This is a genomic window from Streptomonospora wellingtoniae (assembly GCF_031845375.1).
Classification (GTDB): Bacteria; Actinomycetota; Actinomycetes; order Streptosporangiales; family Streptosporangiaceae; genus Streptomonospora; species Streptomonospora wellingtoniae.
On the sequence record NZ_JAVREK010000010.1, the window covers coordinates 55,882 to 76,202 of the forward strand.

Below are 20,321 nucleotides of genomic sequence, written 5' to 3' on the forward strand. Positions count from 1 at the left end.
GCCCCGTGGTCTAGTCGGCGATCGTCTCCAGCCGGGCCAGCATCCGCTCCCACGTCCACTCCCGGCATACCCGGTCGCGGCCCCGCTCGCCCATCGCGCGGGCCGTGTCGGGGTCGGCCAGCAGCAGCGACAGCTTCCCGGCGACCGCGCGCGCGTCGGCGCCGTCGACCACGTAGCCGGTCTCGCCGTGGCGCACCCGCTCGCCCGCCGCCGCCCGGCCGACGACCACCGGCCGGCCGCAGGCCGCGGCCTCCAGCAGCCGCGCCCCCGCATCGGCGTTCCGGCGGCCCGAATCGGTCCGACACGGTAGCGCGAAGACGTCCGCTGCGGCATGGAGTGCGGGCAGCTCGGCCCGGGTGAAGGGCCCGGCGAAGACCACCTGCCGCTCGACCCCCGCCCAGGCGGCCAGTTCGCGCAGCCGCCGCAGGTCCGGGCCCTCCCCTGCCACCAGCAGCCGCACTCCGGGAAAGCGCACCCGCAGCCAGGTCATGGCCCTCACCAGGCTGTCGGCTCCGCTGTCGCGCACCAGACGGGCCGCGCACAGGATCACGGGCCCCTCCCCGAGCCCGTGCTCCCTCCGCAGCGGCGCCCCGTCCCCGCCGGGACGGAAGAACCCGGTGTCGACGCCTTCGGCCAGGCGCACCAGCCGCACCCGCGAGTCGGGCGCCAGCACTTTCTCCACCCGTCTGCGGGCGTCCTCGTTCGGGCAGGCGAGCACGTCGGCTCCCGCGGCGATGCGGCGCAGGATCGGCCGCGCGGCCGGGCCCCAGGCACCGGCGCCGCGCGTGGAGGCCACCACCTCCCCGTCGGCGGCCGCGCGAACGGTCGGCGCCATCAGCCCCAGCCCGGCTTCGGCCAGCAGTACCCGGTCGCAGCCGTAGCCGCGCATCAGCGCCGCCACGCGCCGCGCCGTGCGCCGCGTCGGCAGCAGCCGCGGACCGGCGTCGCGCTCGATCGGATAGTCCTGGTGGTCGTCGAACCCGCCGGTGCCCGACGAGACGGTGTGCACGACGACGCCCATGCCGTCGCGCCCGGCCAGGTGCCGGGCCAGCCGGCTCCCGAACGTCTCGAACCCGCCCCCGCGGCCGGGAAAGTCGTTGGTGACCAGCAGCGTGCGCGCCGCCATGGTGGACCCCCGCATAGCTCGTCATGGCAACGGCTCGATGGCCGTCGAGTTCCTCGGCTGCGGCAGCAGCCGCACCGGCCGCGGACGACCGCGGCGCCGCTCGCGCCAGCCGCAGCGCTCGCGTCGAAGGAACCGGCGCCCCCGCGCCGTCCGCCCCCGGACAGCCGACACCGCCATTGTGCCGCTCGCGCACCGGCGCCCGCGAGGGGACGTGCGAACCGTGACGGGGCACACGCCGGCACCTCGCACGCCGACCGCCTTCGCCCGCCCCGGTGCGGCCGGGCGCGCCGAACCGCGGAGGGGGTCAGCCCACCGACGAGAAGGCGACCACGCCGCGGCGGACCAGGTCCACGGCGCGGCGGGCGCTGCGGCGGACGCCGCTGTCCTCGGGGGCGGCTCCGGCGATCTGGCCGAGCATGTCGACCAGCTGCTTGGTCGTGCGCACGAAGTCGCCGGCGGGCATCTCGGCCTCGCCGAGGATGCGGTCGAGCCGGTCGCCCCGCGCCCAGCGGTGGGTGGTCCACACGAACCCGAGATCGGGCCGGCGCAGGAACGCCACGCCGTTGTCGCGCTCGACCTCGTGCAGCTCGCCCCAGAGCCGCTCCATCTCCTCCAGCACCGCCGCGGGCGGGCCGTCGGGCACCCGCGGGAACGGATCGTCGTTGCGCCGCGACTCGTAGACCAGCGAGGCGACGCACGTGGCAAGGTCCTGGGGGTCGAGGTCCTCCCACAGCCCTCGGCGCAGGCACTCCGAGACGAGCAGGTCGAGCTCGGAGTAGACCTTGGCCAGGCGGGAGCCCTCGTCGGTGACCGTGTCGCCGTCGAGGTACTCCAGGGTGTCCAGCACGCCGCAGACCCGGTCGAAGGTCCGGGCGATGACGTGCGAGCGCCCCTCGACCCGGCGGCGCAGCGAATCGGTCTCCTTGCGCAGCCGGAAGTACCGCTCGGCCCAGCGGGCGTGGTCCTCGCGGTCGTCGCAGCCGTGGCACGGATGCTGCCGCAGCTCCCGGCGCAGGCGGGTGATCTCGGGGTCCTCGGTGTCGTCGCCGCGGCGCCCCTGCTTGCCGGGGTCGACGCCGCCGGTCTCGTCGAGCTTGTTGCGCAGCGAGGACGCCAGGTCGGTGCGCGACTGCGCCGAGCGGGCCGAGAAGTTCTTGGGGATGCGCAGCCGCCCGGCCGGCTCCACCGGAACCGGGAAGTCCGCGGCGTTGACCCGCTTGACCTGGCGCTTGGTCGTCAGCACCAGGGGCGCGGGCACGTCGCCGCGCAGGCCCGGGTCGAGCACGACCGCGAAGCCCGTGTGGCGCCCCGAGGGGACCCGGATGATGTCGCCGGCGCGCAGCCGCTCCAGACTGCGCACCGCCTCGTCGCGGCGGCGCGCGCTGCGGCTCTTGGCCGCCTGGTTCTCGCGGTCGCTGAGCTCGCGCCGCATCCCCGCGTACTCCATGAAGTCGCCCAGGTGGCACTGTGCCGCCTGCGCGTAGCCCTCAAGTGCCTCCTCCTGCTTGCGCAGCTGCCGGGTCAGGCCCACGACCGCCCGGTCGGCCTGGAACTGGGCGAAGGAGGCCTCCAGCATGGTGCGGCTGCGCTCGCGGCCCACCTGGCCCACGAGGTTGACCGCCATGTTGTAGGACGGCTGGAAGCTGGAGTTCAGCGGGTAGGTGCGGGTGCTGGCCAGGCCGGCGACGGACTCGGGGTCGGTGCCGGGCTGCCAGATGACCACGGCGTGGCCCTCGACGTCGATGCCGCGCCGCCCGGCCCGCCCGGTCAGCTGGGTGTACTCGCCCGCCGTCAGTGGAGCGTGGGTCTCGCCGTTCCACTTGTCCAGCTTCTCGATGACCACGGTGCGCGCCGGCATGTTGATACCCAGCGCCAGGGTCTCGGTCGCGAAGACCGCGCGGATGAGGCCGCGGGAGAACAGCGTCTCCACGACCTCCTTGAAGGTCGGCAGCATGCCCGCGTGGTGGGCGGCCACGCCGTGCTCCAGGGCGCGCAGCCATTCGTCGTATCCCAGCACCCGCAGGTCGGCGGCGGGGATGTCGGCGCACTGGCGCTCAGCGTAGGCGCGGATCTCCGCCGCCTCTTCCTCGGTGGTCAGGGCCAGGCCGGAGTACATGCACTGGCGCACGGCGTCGTCGCAGCCGGCGCGGCTGAAGACGAACACGATCGCGGGCAGCAGGCCCTCGCGGTCGAGCTCGTCGATGATCTGCACCCGGCTCGGCGGCGCGTACTTGGCGCGCGGCCGCGCGGAGGTGCGCGCCCGGGCCTGGGGATGGCGCCGGCGGTGCGCGAGCTGGGTGATGCGGTCCTCCTCCTGGGCGAGGCGGATCAGCCGCGGATTCACCGCCATCCGCTCGCCGTTGACCATGATCTCGGCGGGGCGGGAGTCGGCCTTGCGGTCGCGCTTGCGGGTGCGCTTGCCGCCCCGGCCCGGCCCCTGCCCGTCCTCGCCTCCCTGCCCGTCCGCGGCCTCGTCGACCGGCACGAACAGGTCGTGGATCCGCTTGCCGGCCATGACGTGCTGCCACAGCGGCACCGGGCGCTTCTCGTCGACGATGACGGTGGTCTCGCCGCGCACCTGCTGCATCCACTCGCCGAACTCCTCGGCGTTGCTGACGGTGGCCGACAGCGCCACCACCCGTACCGACTCGGGGAGGTGGATGATGACCTCCTCCCACACGGCGCCGCGGAACCGGTCGGCGAGGTAGTGCACCTCGTCCATGACCACATACGCCAGGCCCCCGAGGGTGTGCGAGCCGGCGTAGAGCATGTTGCGCAGCACCTCGGTGGTCATGACCACGATGGGCGCCTCGCCGTTGACCGTGTTGTCGCCGGTGAGCAGGCCCACGCGTTCCGCCCCGTAGCGGCGCACCAGGTCGGTGTACTTCTGGTTGGACAGCGCCTTGATGGGGGTGGTGTAGAAGCACTTGGCGCCGTCGCGCAGCGCCAGGTGCACGGCGTACTCGCCCACGACGGTCTTGCCCGATCCGGTGGGCGCTGCCACCAGCACCCCGTCCCCCGCCTCCAGCGCCTTGCAGGCGCGGAGCTGGAAGCGGTCGAACTCGAAGCCGTAGAGCCCCTGGAACTCCTCGATGGCGGCGCTGGATTCGGCTTGGCGCCGACGGAAGGCGGCGTACCGCGCGGCGTGGGTACTCATATCCACCAAGCCTATGGCGTTGCGGCGGGTGAGGCGCACGTGGCGCAGCGCGGCGCCGCCGCAGTGGCGAGCGGGATCGGGCGGGCTCGAGCGGACCGGATCCGGCGGCGGAGCGGGTGCGCGTCAGCCCGCCGCGGCACCGCCGTCGCGGTCCTCGCGGCCGCGGTCCTCGCCCTCCGGGGCCTGCTCGGCGCCGGGCGAGCCGGGCGCGACCACAGCGGTCACCGGGACCTCGCCGCGCTGGATGGCGGCCTCCTCAGCGGTGAGGTACTCCTCGGGGATGTCGAACTCGCCGTCCTTGGCGCCCAGCACGAACGCCTCCCACTCGGCGGGGGTGAAGAACAGGGTGCCCTTCTCGGGGTGCTTGCCGTCGCGCACCGCCCGGTAGCCGTCGTCGAACTCGGCGACCTCGACGACGGCCGAGGAGTCCTCGCGCGAGAGGGAGGAGCGTTTCCAGACGGCGTGGGTGGTGTCGTGCCACTTGGAGTTGCCCTTCGCCTCGGGCGGCAGGTCCCGGGGGGTGGGCGTGGCGTCGTCCATCAGACTGCTCCTCGGCCGCGTCGGATGCACCCCGCTGGTCGGGGATCGGCGTATCCGAGACTAGCGCTTCGGTTCGGCGTCGGCCGCGGACTCCGCGTCATCCAGCGGGGAGATCTCGTCGTCGTCGAGCCCCGCCAGGTCGTCGTTCGTACGCCGGCGCCGGTCGTTGACGAAGCAGAACAGCTCGGCGGCCTCGAAGAGCAGGATGAGGGGGATGGCCAGCGCCAGCATCGACAGCGGCTCGGCGGGGGTGACGACCGCGGAGAGCACGAAGATGCCGAAGAGGATCATCCGGCGGGAGCGCGCCAGCGCCTCGTGGGTGACGACGCCCATCAGGTTCAGCAGGGCCACCAGCAGCGGGGTCACGAACCCCAGCCCGAACACCACCATCATCAGGGTCATGTAACCCAGGTAGTTGGTGATGGTGATCATCGGCATCACGTCTTCGGGCGCGAAGCCGAACAGGACGGACATCGCGATGCCGGTGATGTAGTAGGCGAGGGTCGCGCCGGACACGAACAGCACCGCGGCCAGGGGCACGAACACGTAGGTGTAGCGCCTCTCCCGGCCGTTGAGCGCGGGGGCGACGAAGGCCCACAGCTGGTAGAGCCAGAACGGGCAGGAGACCGCCAACCCCACGATCAGCCAGACGCGGAACGCGACGAAGAACGGGTCGAACACGCCGGTGAAGACGAGGTCGCAACCCTGCTCGCCGCCGCGCACCTCGGCCGGCAGGGAGCAGTAGGGCTCGTTGAGCCAGGCCCAGACCGGATCGTGGACCACGTAGCCCACCACGGTGCCCGCGGCGATGAACAGCATCGCCTTGACCAGGCGGTTGCGCAGCTCGCGCAGGTGATCCATCAGCGGCATGCGGCCTTCGGGGTCTCTCTGCCGCCGCCCTGCTCGACCCACCTGCATTGCCCGCTACGCTCCTAGAACCCGACCTGACTCACACTCCGGTCGGCGCACCGTTGCGCCGACCGCGCGGCACCGCCTCCGCCGGCGGAGGCCCCTGGGCGCCGCCCCGAACTCTAGCCGCCGTGGCTGCGGCGGACGGGCTCGCCGTTCTCGTTGACGACCTGCTGGCCCGCCGGAAGCTCCGGGTATCCTGTGCGGCCGTCCTGCTGCGGCTGCTGGCCGTCGGTACCGGCCTGGGCGCGGGAGTCGTCACCCTGGCGGGCCTGGGCCTGCTCGTCCGGCTTCTCCTTGTCGTCGGTCTCCTCGTCGGTGAGGCCCTTGGTCTCGGATTTGAGGATCCGGGCACTGCGGCCGAGGGACCGCGCCAGGTCGGGAAGCCGCCGCGCGCCGAACAGCACCAGCGCGATAAGCAGCAGAATGAGCAAAGTGCGGGCATCGAAACCCATGTCTCAACCTCTTTTCCCGGCGCCGCCTGCGCCATCGATGGTACGCCCCGCCTGTGTCGGGGTCATGGGGCGTCCACCCGCCCGCGCCCGGTGAGGGCGCGCAGCCTCTCGTATGCCGGTTCGACATCGTCGCGGGTCCGCGCGAGCTGTGACCGGAGCCGACGCAGCTGGACGAGCATCCTCAGGGCGAGGACGCCCACCAGGATCAGCCCGACCAGGGTCAGCGCGGCCAGCACGGCGAACACGAACACGGCTCCAGCTTACTGCTTGTACGGCACGATGGGGATGGACGTGCGATGAACCGGACGGAGCGGCGCCCGACCCGCGGCCGGGGGCAGCTTACAGCGCCCGCGGGCCCGGCAGAACGCCGGGAATCCGACCGCTGTCATCCTAGGCTCCCGTCCCGCGGCCCGAAAGCATCCGGGCGCGCCGTCGGACGCGTCCCCCGGCCGGCGGGCCCGCGGGGAGGCCGGCGGCGTGTCACTCGCCCGGACCGTAGGCGGCGAGGGCCCGCCGCGCTTCTTCGCGCACCCGTTCGGCGAGCTCGACGGGGGCCACCACGCGCCCCCGGGGGCCCAGCCGCAGCGCCAGCCGGCACACCCACTCCGGCGCCGGGGTGCGCAGCACCGCCCGCACCCGGCCCCCGTGGAGTTCGTGCACCGACGAGCACAGGTACTCCTCGGTGACCCAGCGCTCCGAGGGCTCCAGCTCAAGCGTGACGCGGGCGTCGTCGGCGGACAGCTGGAGCACGCCCTCGCTGAGGTCGCGGCGCCGCGCCCGCGCAGGCACCCGCGCCCCCTCGGGCAGCACGGTCAGGTCCAGCACGCGGTCCAGGCGGAACAGGCGCACGTCGCCGCGCAGCCGGCACCAGCCCTCGAGGAACGCGTGACCGTCGTGCACCACCAGGCCCATAGGGTCGACGTCGCGCTCGGTCACCTCGTCGGCGTAGCCCGCCAGGTAGCGCAGGTGGACCAGCTGCCCGGCGCGCAGCGCCTCGTCGCAGCGGCGCTGGACCTCGCGCACCTCCTCGCTCAGCTCGATGCGCACGCCCACCGACCCGGCCAGGCGCTCCAGCGAGTCGTGACCGCGGTCGTCGGGAGCGGTACCGGCGGCCCCCGGCGCGTCCGCGGCCCCGCCCGCGCCGGGCGGGCCCGCAGCGGCGGCCCGCAGCTTCTCGCCGACGCGCTTGAGGGCCTCGCTGTCGGCGACGCCGGGCAGCTCGGCCAGCAGGTCGACGCCGATGACCAGGCTGGCGGCCTCGTCGGCGGTCAGCCGCAGCGGCTGGGCCAGGGTGTCGGCGTTGCCGATGATGATCTCGCCGGTGGCCTCGGCGGCCTCAAGGTCGACGTCGATCAGGTCGCCGGGGGTGTAGCCGGGCAGGCCGCACATCCACAGCAGGCTCAGATCCTTGAGCACCTGGCGCTGGCTCAGTCCGAAATGGGCGGCGACCTCGGGCACGCGCACGTCGTGGCTGAGGGCGTAGGGCACGAGCATCAGCAGGCGGCGCAGCTGCTCGGAGGAGGCCGACTGGCGGGGGCCGGCGGCCGCGGGGGCGGGCTCGGCCGCGGACTCGGCCGCCCGGGGGTCGGGGTCGCGGGCAGCGACCTCGGCCAGGTGGGCGGCCATGGCCTCGCGGGCCGCGGCGGGCGACTCGATGACCGCGCGGTCGCCGAACCGGGCCACCGCACCCACGAGGTCGGCGACGTCGGTGTAGGGCAGGTCCAGCAGGTCCCAGCGCCGCTCCCCCGCGGTGTGCTCGCCGGCGACGATGCGCTGGGCGCCGCGCCGCAGCTCGTGGCCGGAGTCGGCGCGCACCCGCACCCGCGCCGCGCCCAGGGCCTCGCCGGGGCGGCCGCGCCGCACCACCGAGCGGACGTCGACGTCGTCGGGCACCTCGACGGGCGGACCGGACGAGGCGATCTCGACGTCGCCGGAGATCCGGCCCAGCCGGAACACCCGGCGGTCGCCGCGGTCGCGGTCGAAGCCGGCGACGTACCAGTGGCCCTGGACGTTGACCACGCCCCAGGGCTCTACCCGGCGCCGCCGGGCGTCTTGATCGCCGGGCTTGCGGTAGTCGAAGGAGACCGGGCGGCGGTCGCGCACCGCCTGCCAGATCGGCAGGAACGCGGGCTCGTCGGTGCCCAGCACCGGCGTCAGGGCGGGCGCGGCGTCGGTGTCGACGGGTACCCCGGCCGCGCGCAGCTTGAGGATCGCGTTGGCGGCGGCATCGCCGAGTGCGGCGTGGCGCCAGGCGCGCGCGGCCAGGCCCAGCACGGCCGCCTCGTCGGCCAGCAGCTCGATCTCGGGGAGCTCGTAGTGGGACCGGAGGATGCGGTAGCCCTCGTCGTCGCTCCACAGGTCGCCGCCACCGGTCTCGACGGGGATGCCGGAGTCGCGCAGCTCGCGCTTGTCGCGCTCGAACATCCGCTTGAAGGCGGCGTCGCTCTCGGCGTCCTCGTAGCCGGCCACCGTGGAGCGGATCTCGCGCGCAGTCAGGAAGCGCCGGGTGGCCAGCAGGCAGATCACCAGGTTGAGCTGCCGTTCGGTCTTCTTCCGCGACATGGACCTCCCCCTACCTTCCGCGCGCCGCAGCCGCGGTCCTGTCAGCCACGACGGTACCGCGCCCGCGGGGTCCGCGGAGCGCCGTGCACAACCCGCCTCACGCCTGCGCTCGGCCGGATGCGCGCCGGGCCGGGCGCAGGCGCGGGGGCGCCCGGCCGATACGGGCCGGGCGCCCCCGAACGCGGTGCTCTGCGGCGTGCGCCGCTCGTGCTAAGAGGACCCGCCGCCGGAGCCGCCGCCCCCGGAACCGCCGCCCGACTGCTGCTCGGGCGGGGCGCTGTTGACCGCGTCGAGGATGTCGACGACGAACACCAGCGTGCCCTCGGGCGCGCCCTGCTGCGCGGCGCTGTCGCCGTAGGCCAGATCCGGCGGTATGACCAGCAGGACGCGGCTGCCGACCTTCCGGCCGACCAGGCCCTTGTCCCAGCCCTTGATGACCTGGCCGTCGCCGATGATGAACGTGGCGGGCACGCCCTCGGCTCCCTGCCGGGTCCAGGTGGCGTCGAAGGTCTCGCCGTTCTTCCATTGCACGCCGGTGTACTGCACGACCAGCTGCTGGCCGGACTCGACCTTCGGGCCCTGGCCCTCGATCAGCTGCTCGGTCTGCAGCTTCCCGGGAGGATCGGTGTCCTCGGGGATCGTGATCTCGGGCTCGTCGTGGCCCGGCTGCTTGACCGTGGGCAGGCCGTCGCCGCCGTCGCTCTTCTGCTCGCCGGAGACCACTTCGGACTCGCCGTAGCGGTCGTGGATGTCCAGGACCGACACCGAGCTGCCGGGCTCGGGGGAAGGCTGCCCCTGCTGCTGGGCCTGGGCCGGGTCCTGGGGCGGGAAGGCGTAGACGACCCGGCTGCCCACCGGCTGGTTGACGAGGCTGCCGGTAAGGTCATCGTTCAGCTGGCCCAGGTTGAGCAGGATCGGGGCGTCGGCCTTGTACGTGGACTGGGTCCGCTTGGCCTTGCCTTCGGCGGTCCACTGGTACTCCACGACGTCGGCCTGGATGATGTCGTTGTCGCGGATCAGCTCGTTCTCGCCGCTGCCCTTCTCGACCACGCCGGAGACCTGCTCCTGCGGCGGGGCCTTGCCGCTGAAGTCGACCTTGGGCTGCTTGCCGAATTCGCCGCTCACCTCGGGCAGCCGGTCGTCGAGCTCCTCCTCGCCCGACTTCAGGAAGGCGGGAGTGCGCCAGTCCTCTGGAATGGCACTGCAGCTCGTCACCGCGAGCAGCACAGCAAAGCAAGGCGCCGCGATGGCGGCGGCACGCAGTCGCATAGGTCACTACCTCAAATATCCGGCTCGGGTCCCCGTCACACTATCGGAACGCCAATAATGCCCCGGCGGGGTGAGAACAGCGTAAGAGCCGGAGTCGCGCGATCGCATACCGATTCCATACCGGCACGGCCCGTCTACATTCCGGCGATGAGCTTCTCGACGCGCTCGTCGACCGCCTTGAACGGGTCCTTGCACAGCACCGTCCGCTGCGCCTGGTCGTTGAGCTTGAGGTGCACCCAGTCGACGGTGAAGTCGCGCCGCTTCTCCTGGGCCCTGCGAATGAACTCGCCGCGCAGCCGAGCCCGCGTGGTCTGCGGCGGCACCGACTTGGCCTCGAAGGTCTGCAGATCGCCGATCACCCGGTCCATCTGGCCCTTGCGCTGCATGAGGTAGAACAGGCCGCGGTCGCGGTAGATGTCGTGGTAGGTGAGGTCGAGCTGGGCCACCCGCGGCGAGGACAGCGACAGGCCGTGCTTGGTGCGGTAGCGCTCCAGCAGCAGGTACTTGGCCACCCAGTCGATCTCGCGCGCGACCAGGTCGAGGTTCTGAGTCTCGACGGCCTCCAAGGTGCGCGCCCACAGCTCCAGTACCCGCTTGCCCGTGGCGTCGGTGCCGTTGCGGTCGACGAAGTTCTGCACCTTCTCCAGGTACTCGCGCTGGATCTCCAGCGCGCTGGCCTCGCGCCCGTTGGCCAGGCGCACCTTGCGCCGCCCGGTCATGTCGTGGCTGACCTCGCGGATGGCGCGGATCGGGTTCTCCAGCGTGAAGTCGCGCATTACCACGCCGTTCTCGACCATGCGCAGCACCAGGTCGGTGGAGGCCAGCTTGAGCAGGGTCGTGACCTCGCTCATGTTGGAGTCGCCCACGATGACGTGCAGGCGGCGGAAGCGCTCGGCGTCGGCGTGCGGCTCGTCGCGGGTGTTGATGATCGGCCGCGATCGGGTGGTGGCCGAGGAGACGCCCTCCCAGATGTGCTCGGCGCGCTGGCTGACGCAGTAGAGCGCGCCCCTGGGAGTCTGCAGCACCTTGCCCGCCCCGCAGATGATCTGGCGGGTGACCAGGAACGGGATCAGGATGTCGGCGAGCCTCCCGAACTCGCCGTGCCGGCCCACCAGATAGTTCTCGTGGCACCCGTAGGAGTTGCCGGCGGAGTCGGTGTTGTTCTTGAACAGGTAGATCTCGCCGGCGATGCCCTCTTCGTGCAGCCGCTGCTCGGCGTCGACCTGCAGCCCCTCCAGGATGCGCTCGCCCGCCTTGTCGTGGGCGACGAGGTCGGCGAGGCTGTCGCACTCGGGGGTGGCGTACTCGGGATGGCTGCCCACGTCGAGGTAGAGCCGGGCGCCGTTGCGCAGGAACACGTTGCTGCTGCGGCCCCAGGAAACCACCCGGCGGAACAGGTAGCGCGCCACCTCGTCTGGGGAGAGCCGCCGCTGACCCCGGAACGTGCAGGTGACGCCGTATTCGTTCTCCAGGCCGAAGATCCGACGTTCCATGTGGTCTCACCAATCCCGTCCTGTCACCGCCCCCGGCCGGCGCCGGAGCGCTGCAACGACTCCCAGAGTATTTATCGGCAGCGGGGTCCGCCCGGAAACCCTGGAGCCCCGGCGGGCGCGGCCCCGCGGCCCGCGCCCCTACCGAGGGCCGCGGCAGCCGGACCGCGCCCGCCGATTGCGGGTCAGGAGCCGTTCTGCTCCGCAGAGCCGCTGCCCGACTCCTTCTCGGACGAATCGCCGTCGCCGCCGGAACCGCCGGAACCGCCGGAACCGCCCGCGGCCGACGATCCCCGCTCCATGAGCCCGGTGAGCCGGTCACCGGTGACGCGGCGGAACTTGCGGTGCTCGCGCCGCTCGCGCTCCAGCACGGCCACCTCCAGGCCGCCGGCGTCCAGGTCGCGCTCTTCGCCGTTCTCGTGGCGCAGGGCGTGCACGGCCGCGTTGAGCGCGTCGCCCAGCGAGGCGTCCTTGTCGAAGCGCTCCTTGAGAGCGGTGGTGACCTGCTCGGCCGACCCGCCCATCGCGAGGAAGCCGCGCTCGTCGACGACCGAGCCGTCGAAGGTGATGCGGTAGATCTGGTCGGCGGCGGCGTCCTCGCCCACCTCGGCGACGACGATCTCCACCTCCCAGGGCTTGTTGCTCTCACTGAAGACGGTGCCCAGCGTCTGGGCGTAGATGTTGGCCAGCACCCGCCCGCTGACGTCGCTGCGGTCGTAGGCGTAGCCGCGCACGTCGGCCATGCGCACGCCCATCTGCCGCAGGTTCTCGAACTCGTTGTAGCGGCCCACCGCGGCGAAGGCGATGCGGTCGTAGAGCTCGCTGATCTTGTGCAGCGTACGGGAGATGTTGTCGGCCACGAACAGGATGCCGCCGTCGTATTGCAGGACGACGGCGCTTCGGCCGCGCGCGATGCCCTTGCGGGCATAGTCGGCCTTGTCCTTCATGCTCTGTTCGGGCGAGACGTAGAACGGCATCGACACCGCGAATCGTTCCTTTGCTACAGATCGTCGGGCGGGGGTCAGCGCAGCGGAGCCCGGGGGCCGTCGGGGCGCGCGGAGCGCTCCTCGACCACCGTGGCCGACAGGCGCGCGACGTCTTCCTCGGGCATGCGCCGGTGGCCCTCCTCGCCGATCACGTCGACCAGCGGGTAGATGCCGCGGTGCAGGTCGGGCCCGCCGGTGGCGGAGTCGTCGTCTGCGGCGTCGTAGAGAGCCTGGATCGCGACGGTGGCGGCGTCCTCCTCGACGAGGTCGCCGGCGAAGAGCTTCTTCAGCGCCCCGCGCGCGTAGACCGATCCGGAGCCGATCGAGTGGTAGTCGTGCTCCTCGTAGCGTCCGCCGACGGGGTCGTAGCTGAAGATGCGGCCCTGCTGGCGGTCGGTGTCGTAGCCGACCAGCAGCGGCACCACCACGAAGCCCTGCAGTGCCATGGGCAGGTTGCCGCGGATCATCGTGGCCAGCCGGTTGGCCTTGCCCTCGAGGGACAGCGAGCGCCCCTCCATCTTCTCGTAGTGCTCCAGCTCCACCTGGAACAGCTTGGCCAGCTCGATGCCGATGCCGGCGGCCCCGGCGATCGCCATCGCCGAGAACTCGTCGGTGCGGTAGAGCTTGTCCATGTCGCGGTTGGCGATGACGTTTCCGGAGGTCGCCCGGCGGTCGCCCGCCAAGACCACGCCGCCGGGATAGGTCAGGGCGACGATCGTCGTGGCTTCAGGGGTCAGGTGCGATGCGGAGACGCCCTGCGGTAGCTCCCGGCCGGCCGGCAGTAGGTCGGGAGCGACCACGCCGAGCAGCTCGGTGAACGAGGAGGTTCCCGGATTCATGAACGCGGCTGGCAGCTGACCACCGCCGTCGAACGCTTCGGACACTCGACTCCCTTCAGATGGCGTCCCGCCCGGTGGGGGCGGGCGGGACGCGTGAGGTTGTTCGGTTGGCAGGTACCGACGACCCTAGTGACCGCCGTGGAGGACGGTGCACCAGCGTGGCGGGGCTCCGCTGAGAGCGAACCGGCCGGGCCCGCTGACCGGGCCCGGCCGGACGGCTCGGGCGGTGTCGGGCCGGGAGGGGCTCCCGGCCGGCAACGGCCGCACCCGGGCGGCGCGGCCCGGGCACCGGATCACTGACCACCCTTCTGCACGAACTGGCGGACGAAGTCCTCGCTGTTGCTCTCCAGGACCTCGTCGATCTCGTCGAGGATGTCGTCGACGTCCTCGTCCAACTTCTCGTTGCGCTCCTGCGCCTCGGTGCCGGCCTCGGTCTCTTCGACGTCCTCGTCGCGACGGCTGCCGTGCTTCTGGCCGCCCGTGTCCTTCGTCGCCATGGAATGCAACCTCCTCAATGGAGCTTTCGCCCTTATCTTGGCCCAAGCGCGAGCGCCTCAACCTCGATAACGGCGCCCGTTGTGCGCGTGTTACCCCACGGACCGGGCGTCGGCCCTCACCGCAGCGAACGCGGGCGCGACGGCGGGGATTCCCCGCCGCGGGCGCGCCGCCCCGGTCCGGGAGGGCTGCGGGGCGCTCAGCGGCGGTCTCCGGTCAGCACCGAGACCAGGTCGGCGGCGGTGGCCGAGCGGTCCAGCAGGTCGCCCACGTGCTCGCGGGTGCCGCGCAGCGGCTCCAGCGTGGGTACACGCTGCAGCGAGTCGCGGCCGGGCAGGTCGAAGATGACCGAGTCCCAGGAGGCCGCTGCCACCGAGTCGGCGTATTTGGCCAGGCAGCGCCCGCGGAAGTAGGCGCGGGTGTCCTCCGGCGGCTCGGTGACGGCGCGCTCGACCGCGTCCTCCGGCAGCAGCCGCCGCATGCGGCCGCGAGCCGCCAGACGGTTGTAGAGGCCCTTGTCGGAGCGGACGTCGGAGTACTGCAGGTCGACGAGCTGGAGGCGGTGGTGGCCCCAGTCGATCCCGTCGCGGGTGCGGTAGCTCTCCAGCAGCTTGAGCTTGGCCACCCAGTCCAGCTCCTCGGACAGCTGCATGGGGTCGCTCGCCAGGCGGTCCAGGGTGGACTCCCAGCGGTCGAGGATGTCGGAGGTGTCGGCGTCGACGTCGGTGCCGAACCGGTCCTGGACGTACTTGCGCGCCAATTCCAGGTACTCGCGCTGCAGCTCGACGGCGGTCATGCGGCGGCCGTCGCGCAGCCGCGCGGCGTGGGTGAGCCCCGGGTCGTGGGAGAACGCCCGCAGGTCGGCCACGGGGGTCTCCAGCGACAGGTCCACGTTGAGGAAGCCGTCCTCGACCATGGAGAGCACGAGCGCGGTGGTGCCGAGCTTGAGGTAGGTCGAGATCTCGCTCATGTTGGCGTCGCCCACGATGACGTGCAGGCGCCGGTACTTGTCGGGATCGGCGTGCGGCTCGTCGCGGGTGTTGATGATGGGCCGCTTCAGAGTGGTCTCCAGGCCCACCTCCACCTCGAAGAAGTCGGCCCGCTGGCTGATCTGGAACCCGCTGTCGCGGCCGTCGGCCCCGATGCCCACGCGGCCGGCGCCGCAGACCACCTGGCGCGAGACGAAGAACGGGATGAGGTGGCGGACGATGTCGCCGAACGGTGTGGAGCGGCGCATCAGGTAGTTCTCGTGGCAGCCGTAGGAGGCGCCCTTGTTGTCGGTGTTGTTCTTGTAGAGCTGGATGGGCTCGACACCGGGGATGGTGCTCGCGCGGTGGCAGGCGTCGGCCATCACGCGCTCTCCGGCCTTGTCCCACAGCACGGCGTCGCGGGGGTTGGTGACCTCCGGCGCGGAGTACTCGGGATGGGCGTGGTCGACGTAGAGGCGGGCGCCGTTGGTCAGGATGACGTTGGCCAGCCCGAGGTCCTCGTCGGTGAGCTGGGTGGGGTCGGCGACCTCGCGGGCGAGGTCGAAACCGCGCGCATCGCGGAGCGGGTTCTCCTCCTCGAAATCCCAGCGGGCCTTGCGCGCCCGCGCTGCCGAGGCCGCCAGGTAGGCGTTGACCACCTGCGTGGAGGTCACCATCGCGTTGGCACCGGGGTTTCCGGGCACGGAGATGCCGTACTCGGTCTCGATGCCCATAATCCGCTGCACACTCATGGTGGAAGGTTATCCATCGTGGGCGGGTCTTGAACTCGCCCCGGCGAATTGTGGCGCAACAGCCACTGATTTCCGCCCTTTCCGTGCATGCCGCAGCATCGGGGAAACGGGGCTGTGCCCGGGATCCGCCCTCACCGGGGCCCGGTAGGGAATTTCCCGGTCCGGCGGCGGCGCGCCGGGGGTGCGAACGCGCACCGGCCGGCCCCCGCGGGCGGGGGCCGGCCGGTGCGGGCCGCCCCGTGCGGGGCGGCCCGAGGTGCCGATGCGGACGCTGCGGCCCGGTCCTGCAGGGGCCCTACAGGTACTGGCCGGTGTTGGCCACGGTGTCGATCGAGCGCCCGGAGTCGGCGCCCTTCTTGCCGGAGACCAGGGTGCGGATGTAGACGATCCGCTCGCCCTTCTTGCCCGAGATCCGGGCCCAGTCGTCGGGGTTGGTCGTGTTGGGCAGGTCCTCGTTCTCGCTGAACTCGTCGACGCAGGCCTGCATCAGGTGCGACACGCGGATACCGCGCGACGTGTTGTCGATGAAGTCCTTGATGGCCATCTTCTTGGCGCGGTCGACGATGTTCTGGATCATCGCCCCGGAGTTGAAGTCCTTGAAGTACAGGACGTCCTTGTCGCCGTTGGCGTAGGTGACCTCCAGGAAGCGGTTCTCCTCGCTCTCGGAGTACATCCGCTCGACGACCCGCTGGATCATGGCGTCGACGGTTGCGCGCGCGGAGCTGCCGTGCTCGGCGAGGTCCTCTTCGTGCAGGGGCAGGTCCTCGGTGATGTACTTCGAGAAGATGTCGCGGGCGGCCTCGGCGTCGGGGCGCTCGATCTTGATCTTCACGTCGAGGCGCCCGGGCCGCAGGATCGCCGGGTCGATCATGTCCTCGCGGTTGGAGGCGCCGATCACGATCACGTTCTCCAAGCCCTCGACGCCGTCGATCTCGCTGAGGAGCTGGGGAACGATGGTGTTCTCGACGTCGCTGGAGACTCCGGACCCGCGGGTGCGGAAGATGGAGTCCATCTCGTCGAAGAACACGATGACCGGCGAGCCCTCGCTGGCCTTCTCGCGGGCGCGCTGGAAGACCAGGCGGATGTGCCGCTCGGTCTCGCCCACGTACTTGTTCAGCAGCTCGGGGCCCTTGATGTTGAGGAAGAAGCTCTTTCCGACGTCGCGGCCGGTCTTCTCGGTGACCTGCTGGGCCAGGGAGTTGGCCACCGCCTTGGCGATGAGCGTCTTTCCGCAGCCGGGCGGGCCGTAGAGCAGCACGCCCTTGGGCGGGCGCAGCTGGTGCTCGTAGAAGAGGTTCTTGTGCAGGTAGGGGAGCTCGACCGCGTCGCGGATCATCTCGATCTGCCCGCCGAGGCCGCCGATGTCGGTGTAGGCGATGTCGGGGACCTCTTCGAGGATGAGCTCCTCGACCTCGGACTTGGGGATGCGCTCGTAGACGTAGCCCGAGCGCGGCTCCAGCAGCAGGGAGTCGCCCGGCCGCACCGGCTGGTCGCGCAGCGGCTCGGCGAGGCGGACGATCTTCTCCTCGTCGTGGTTGCTGATCACCAGCGCGCGGTCGTTGCCCTCGAGGAACTCCTTGAGCAGCACGACCTCGCCGATGGTTTCGAAGGACTGGACCTCGACGACGTTGAACGCCTCGTTGAGCATCACCTCCTGGCCGGGCCGGAGCTCGCCGACCTCGACCGAGGGACTCACGTTGACCCGCATCTTGCGGCCGTTGGTGAAGATCTCCACGGTCTCGTCTTCGCGCGCCTCCAGGAAGACGCCGAAACCCGACGGGGGCTGCGACAGCCGGTCGACCTCTTCCTTCAAGGCCGTGATCTGGTCGCGCGCCTCTTTGAGGGTCGCCACGAGGCGCTCGTTCTTGCCGTTCGCGGCGGCCAGGTTGGCCTGCGCCTCGCGCAACCGGTCTTCGAGCAGCCGCACGTGGCGGGGGGAATCGGCGAGCTTGCGCCGGACTACGCTGAGCTCCTTCTCCAGATAGGAGACCTGAGCGGTGAGTTCCGCGACTTCACGGTCGCGTTCGGTCTGACGCTCGTCGTCGCGATCGGCCACGTCCGCCACCTCCCTATAAGAAGGACGACTACTCGAAACCCTACCTACCCATGGACTATTCCTAACCTCCCGCTCGCCGCGAGTGTCGAAGCGCTCACTTTTCCATGTTGTGAAGGCCTAGGTCACCCTGATAGAGGACTGCGCGACGTAATGGGAACGTAATGTCAGGATTCCTGCGTTTCGGTCTCCGGAGCGGATTCGGACGCGGAGTCGCCGCCGTCGCCGCCGCTCCGCTCGCCGGAGCCGCGGGACCCCTGCTCGCGCTGCCAGTCCTGACCGTAGGCCCCCTTGGCTGGCCGCCGGCGGCGCTGGGGCGGCTCGGCGCCGTCGGCCAGGCGCCGCGCGGTCACCAGGAACCCCGTGTGCCCGATCATCCGATGGTCGGGACGGACGGCCAGGCCTTCGACGTGCCACTCGCGCACCAGCGTCTCGAAGGCGCGCGGCTCGTAGAAGGAGCCGTTGTCGCGCAGCCCCTCGACCACCCGCGAGATCTGGGTCGTGGTGGCGACGTAGGCGCACACCAGCCCGCCGGGCACGAGCGCCTCGGCGGCGGCGTCCAGGCACTCCCAGGGGGCCAGCATGTCCAGCACGACCCGGTCGACCTCGGTCTCCGACAGCTCCTCGGCCAGGTCGCCCACAGTCAGCCGCCAGGCCGGGTGCCCGCCGCCGAAGAAGCGCTCCACGTTGGTGCGGGCGATGTCGGCGAAGTCGGCCCGCCGCTCGTAGGAGGAGACCAGCCCCTCCCCGCCCACGGCGCGCAGCAGCCAGCACGTGAGCGCTCCGGAACCGCCGCCGGCCTCGACCACCCGGGCACCGGGGAAGATGTCGGCCTGGGCGACGATCTGGGCGGCGTCCTTGGGGTAGACGATCGTGGCGCCGCGCTTCATGGACAGGGTGAAGTCGGCCAGCAGCGGGCGCAGGGCCACGTAGGCGATGTTGGAGGTCGAGCGCACGACGCTGCCCTCGGGGCTGCCGATGAGCTCGTCGTGGTCCAGCCGGCCGCGGTGGGTGTGGAAGGCGGCTCCCTCCCGCAGGGTGATGGTGTGCATCTTGCCCTTGGGGTCGGTGAGCTGCACGATGTCGCCCTCGCTGAAAGGGCCGCGGCGGCCGTCGATGCCGGTCACAGGTACTCGTCTCTTCACGGTGTCGGTGGACAGGGCGGGCAGTCGCCCACGTTAGCCTCAGGCGCCCCGCGCGGCGTAATCGCGCGCACCGCCCCACCTGGCGCACAGCGCACCCGGAGGTGCCGCACAGGGGCCACAATGAGACTGCGGGCACACCCGGGCCGTGCCCGCTTCGCGGAGCGGTCGGGAAGGACGGATCAGGATGGCGCCCAGCACTCCCGAGGTGGGCCTCGGCATCGACATCGGCGGCAGCGGGATCAAGGGGGCCCCGGTCGACCTGGCGCGGGGCACGTTCCTGGTCGACCGGCTCAAGAGGGCCACGCCCCGGCCCGCGACGCCCGCCGCCGTGGCCGAGGTCGTCGCCCAGATCGCCGACGCGTTCCCCCAGCACGTCGCGGGGTCCGCGCCGCTCGGAGTGACGTTCCCCGCCGTCATCCAGCACGGGGTGGCCCGCAGCGCCGCCAACGTCGACGCCTCCTGGGTGGGCACCGACGCCGAGAAGCTGCTCGCCGACGCCACCGGGCGCCAGGTCTATGTGGTCAACGACGCCGATGCCGCTGCGGTGGGCGAGCACCGCTACGGCGCGGCGCGCGACGTCCGGGGCGTGGTGCTGCTGACCACCCTGGGCACCGGGATCGGCACGGCACTGCTGGTGGACGGGCATCTGGTGCCCAACACCGAGTTCGGGCACCTGGAGATCGACGGCCACGACGCCGAGACCCGGGCCGCCTCCAGCGTCCAGGACCGCGAGGGACTGTCCTACGAGCGGTGGGCGCGCGAGCGGCTGCAGCGCTACTACGACGAGGTCGAGCGGCTGCTGTGGCCCGACCTGATCGTGGTGGGCGGCGGGGTGAGCCGCATCGCCGACAAGTTCCTGCCCTACCTGCGGCTCAACGCCCCGATCGTGCCCGCAGAGCTGCGCAACACCGCCGGGATCGTGGGCGCGGCCTGCCTGGCGGTCGAGCGGTTCGGGCCGGCGGTGCCCGACCTCGGCGCGGAGGGCGCCGGCACGAGGAAACCACGTTGATCGTGTAGCCATCGCAAATGGAAATCGCATTCCTTCACGAGGGCCACAAGATCGGCGGCGCTCCGTCAGCGGCCTCCGTCGCCGGGCGCGGCCAGGACCCCCGCGATGCGACGCGCGGCGTCGGCGGGCCGGACCGCCGGGGTGAGCGGAGTGCGGTGCGGCGGCGGTACGGCGGGCTGTGCTCCCCAGCACAGCCACCACCACAGGCGCCCGCGGTGCGGCCGCAGCAGCGCCCTCTGGACGCGCGGCGCCGAACCGTCCGGCGGCCGCGCACACACGGCTTCGACCGCTCCGACGGCCTCGTCCATACGGGCCTGCAGTCCGCGCGAGCGCAGCTCGACGGAGAGGCCGCACAGCGCGCGCAGCCACAGGGGATCCTCGGCACAGCAGTCAAGTCGGTGGCCACCTGCGGCCAGCACGGGCATCCCCGACGGCGGGGGCTCGACGGTCATCGGCACTCCTGACTGCGACGCGAATCCCCTGTGTCACAGGGACTTTGGCCTCTTGACTCTGCCTTGGCACGAGGGTCTGCGAAACCCGGAATGCGGTTTACGCATAGCAGCACT

The 20,321-nt window shown here is 71.8% G+C and carries 17 protein-coding genes; 1 reads left to right on the forward strand and 16 read right to left on the reverse strand.

What is annotated here, in order from left to right; genetic code table 11:
* Nucleotides 1-10: 10 nt before the first annotated feature.
* The 15 genes from RM446_RS11325 to RM446_RS11395 all read right to left on the reverse strand — a co-directional run bounded on the left by RM446_RS11325 (nucleotide 11) and on the right by RM446_RS11395 (nucleotide 18,728).
* Nucleotides 11-1,141 (reverse strand): glycosyltransferase family 4 protein, encoded by a 1,131-nt coding sequence (locus RM446_RS11325; protein ID WP_311545187.1) that lies wholly within the window; start codon nucleotides 1,139-1,141, stop codon nucleotides 11-13.
* Between the two features lie 289 nt (nucleotides 1,142-1,430).
* Nucleotides 1,431-4,283, reverse strand: coding sequence for a DEAD/DEAH box helicase (locus RM446_RS11330; RefSeq protein WP_311545188.1), 2,853 nt, complete (start codon nucleotides 4,281-4,283; stop codon nucleotides 1,431-1,433).
* 123 nt (nucleotides 4,284-4,406) lie between these two features.
* Complete coding sequence (locus RM446_RS11335; RefSeq protein ID WP_311545189.1) at nucleotides 4,407-4,823, reverse strand: DUF397 domain-containing protein; 417 nt, start codon at nucleotides 4,821-4,823, stop codon at nucleotides 4,407-4,409.
* 60 nt (nucleotides 4,824-4,883) lie between these two features.
* Entirely contained in the window at nucleotides 4,884-5,693 is an 810-nt protein-coding gene (tatC, locus tag RM446_RS11340; RefSeq protein WP_311545190.1) for a twin-arginine translocase subunit TatC, read from the reverse strand.
* Nucleotides 5,694-5,854: 161 nt separating this feature from the next.
* Nucleotides 5,855-6,187 carry a Sec-independent protein translocase subunit TatA gene (gene tatA, locus RM446_RS11345; RefSeq protein ID WP_311545191.1) on the reverse strand — a complete coding sequence of 111 codons (333 nt, stop codon included), beginning with the start codon at nucleotides 6,185-6,187 and terminating at the stop codon, nucleotides 5,855-5,857.
* A 62-nt stretch (nucleotides 6,188-6,249) separates the two neighbouring features.
* Nucleotides 6,250-6,438, reverse strand: coding sequence for a hypothetical protein (locus tag RM446_RS11350; RefSeq protein WP_311545192.1), 189 nt, complete (start codon nucleotides 6,436-6,438; stop codon nucleotides 6,250-6,252).
* 229 nt (nucleotides 6,439-6,667) lie between these two features.
* A complete protein-coding gene (locus RM446_RS11355; RefSeq protein ID WP_311545193.1) occupies nucleotides 6,668-8,749 on the reverse strand; it encodes a helix-turn-helix transcriptional regulator in 2,082 nt (693 codons plus the stop codon).
* Nucleotides 8,750-8,959: 210 nt separating this feature from the next.
* Nucleotides 8,960-9,964 carry an FKBP-type peptidyl-prolyl cis-trans isomerase gene (locus tag RM446_RS11360; protein WP_311545194.1) on the reverse strand — a complete coding sequence of 335 codons (1,005 nt, stop codon included), beginning with the start codon at nucleotides 9,962-9,964 and terminating at the stop codon, nucleotides 8,960-8,962.
* A 188-nt stretch (nucleotides 9,965-10,152) separates the two neighbouring features.
* Nucleotides 10,153-11,511 (reverse strand): Pup--protein ligase, encoded by a 1,359-nt coding sequence (pafA, locus tag RM446_RS11365; RefSeq protein ID WP_311545195.1) that lies wholly within the window; start codon nucleotides 11,509-11,511, stop codon nucleotides 10,153-10,155.
* A 182-nt stretch (nucleotides 11,512-11,693) separates the two neighbouring features.
* Nucleotides 11,694-12,491 carry a proteasome subunit alpha gene (prcA, locus tag RM446_RS11370; RefSeq protein WP_311545196.1) on the reverse strand — a complete coding sequence of 266 codons (798 nt, stop codon included), beginning with the start codon at nucleotides 12,489-12,491 and terminating at the stop codon, nucleotides 11,694-11,696.
* Nucleotides 12,492-12,529: 38 nt separating this feature from the next.
* Nucleotides 12,530-13,378 (reverse strand): proteasome subunit beta, encoded by an 849-nt coding sequence (gene prcB, locus RM446_RS11375; protein ID WP_311545197.1) that lies wholly within the window; start codon nucleotides 13,376-13,378, stop codon nucleotides 12,530-12,532.
* 248 nt (nucleotides 13,379-13,626) lie between these two features.
* Entirely contained in the window at nucleotides 13,627-13,830 is a 204-nt protein-coding gene (locus RM446_RS11380) for a ubiquitin-like protein Pup (protein ID WP_156004487.1), read from the reverse strand.
* 197 nt (nucleotides 13,831-14,027) lie between these two features.
* A complete protein-coding gene (gene dop, locus RM446_RS11385) occupies nucleotides 14,028-15,548 on the reverse strand; it encodes a depupylase/deamidase Dop (RefSeq protein ID WP_398694969.1) in 1,521 nt (506 codons plus the stop codon).
* A gap of 295 nt (nucleotides 15,549-15,843) precedes the next feature.
* Nucleotides 15,844-17,613 carry a proteasome ATPase gene (gene arc, locus RM446_RS11390; RefSeq protein ID WP_311545198.1) on the reverse strand — a complete coding sequence of 590 codons (1,770 nt, stop codon included), beginning with the start codon at nucleotides 17,611-17,613 and terminating at the stop codon, nucleotides 15,844-15,846.
* A 155-nt stretch (nucleotides 17,614-17,768) separates the two neighbouring features.
* Nucleotides 17,769-18,728: a tRNA (adenine-N1)-methyltransferase gene (locus tag RM446_RS11395; protein ID WP_311545199.1), complete on the reverse strand. Its 960-nt coding sequence runs from the start codon at nucleotides 18,726-18,728 to the stop codon at nucleotides 17,769-17,771.
* 202 nt (nucleotides 18,729-18,930) lie between these two features.
* On the opposite strand from RM446_RS11395, the gene ppgK reads away from it, so the two are divergent.
* On the forward strand, nucleotides 18,931-19,755 hold the full coding sequence (gene ppgK / locus RM446_RS11400; RefSeq protein ID WP_311545200.1) for a polyphosphate--glucose phosphotransferase: 825 nt from the start codon (nucleotides 18,931-18,933) through the stop codon (nucleotides 19,753-19,755).
* Between the two features lie 65 nt (nucleotides 19,756-19,820).
* Here the strand turns inward: ppgK and RM446_RS11405 are convergent, their stop codons facing one another.
* On the reverse strand, nucleotides 19,821-20,207 hold the full coding sequence (locus tag RM446_RS11405; protein ID WP_311545201.1) for a hypothetical protein: 387 nt from the start codon (nucleotides 20,205-20,207) through the stop codon (nucleotides 19,821-19,823).
* Nucleotides 20,208-20,321: the final 114 nt, after the last annotated feature.